Genomic DNA, 1,507 nt, shown 5'->3' with positions numbered 1-1,507 from the left:
GTTCGGCGGCCTCGCCTGCAACTACCACGGCTGGAAGTACGACGTCACTGGCGCGTGCCTCGAGATGCCCAATGAGCCCGCCGAGTCCAACTTCAAGGACAAGGTGCGCGTCACCGCCTACCCCTGCCGCGAGATCAACCGGATGATCTGGGCCTACATGGGCCCGCGCGAGACGCCGCCGCCCTTCCCGCAGTTTGAGGTCAACACCCTCCCCATAGACCAGGTCTTCGAGCCGGGCATCATGGTCGAGGAGTGCAACTGGATCCAGGGGCTCGAGGGCGACCTCGACTCCTCCCACGTCCCCTTCATCCACGGCCGCATCGCCAAGGACACGCCCGACGAGCCCGGCTGGGGCCGCGGCTCCTGGGTCGACGACCGCGCGCCCACCCTCGACGTCATCCCCAAGCCCTACGGCGCTGTGTACTCCGCCAAGCGTGTCTGGAACGACCAGGGCGAGCGCTGGCACCGCATCACCCAGTACGTGATGCCCTACTTCACGATGATCGCCGCCGGCCAGCCCAACAGCTGCTCTGCCCGCGCGTGGGTGCCCATTGACGACGAGTACCACATGCTCATCAACATGCACGGCCGGTTGGAAGGGACGATCTCCGAGGAGGAGCAGTTCCGGTCCGCCAACCCCTACGCCAACTCGGGCGGTTACGTCGAGGAGACCCCCGACCCGCGCACGCGCTACCACACCTCGGCCAACCGGAAGAACGACTACGCGCTGAACTACGACATCCAGAACCGGGTCAACATGTCCGGCATCCCGCGCGGCGGCAACCTGCAGGACCGCGCCATGACCGAGACCATGGGCCCCATCTACGACCGCACCAAGGAGCACCTCGGCACCAGCGACCGGATGATCATCGCGGTGCGGCAGCGGCTCATGAAGGCCGCGCGGGAGTTCCTGGAGGACGGCACGCCCCCGGCCCACGTCGACGACACGGCGCTCTACCGCGTCCGCTCCGCGTCGGCCATCCTGCCTGAGGGCGCGGACTGGCAGGCGGCGACGGAGAAGGCCCGTGACTCAGACGCCGGCGTCCCCGTTTCCTACGTGCCCCTCACCTAGCAAAAGGCTGCCCCGTGCGCCCTGAGGGAAATCAGAGGGCGCACGGGGCGGCGCCACATAGTAACGGAGGTCACCATGCTGACACCTGCTGACAACGAGTTTCTCACTCGCGTCGGGCCCGGCACGCCCATGGGAACGCTGCTTCGGCAGTTCTGGCACCCCTTCCTGCCCTCCCGCGACCTGCCGGAGCGCGACGGCCCCCTGAAGCGCGTCCGCCTCCTCGGCGAGGACCTCGTCGCCTTCCGCGACTCCAACGGCGACGTCGGCCTCATCGCCGAGAACTGCCCGCACCGGGGCGCGTCGCTCTTCTTCGGCCGCAACGAGTTCGGCGGCCTCGCCTGCAACTACCACGGCTGGAAGTACGACGTCACTGGCGCGTGCCTCGAGATGCCCAATGAGCCCGCCGAGTCCAACTTCAAGGACAAGGTGCGCGTC

At 67.9% G+C, this 1,507-nt stretch carries 2 protein-coding genes; both read left to right on the top strand.

The window, feature by feature from the left end; all coding sequences use genetic code 11:
* A partial coding sequence (locus OXC99_02595; protein ID MCY4623879.1) for a hypothetical protein occupies positions 1-1,072 on the top strand: 1,072 nt, incomplete at its 5' end.
* Between the two features lie 75 nt (positions 1,073-1,147).
* The coding region (locus OXC99_02590; protein ID MCY4623878.1) for a Rieske 2Fe-2S domain-containing protein at positions 1,148-1,507 on the top strand (360 nt) is incomplete at its 3' end.

Source organism: Chloroflexota bacterium, assembly GCA_026713825.1.
Lineage (GTDB): Bacteria > Chloroflexota > Dehalococcoidia > Lucifugimonadales > UBA1127 > UBA1127.
This window is presented reverse-complemented; position numbering and strand designations above follow the sequence as displayed.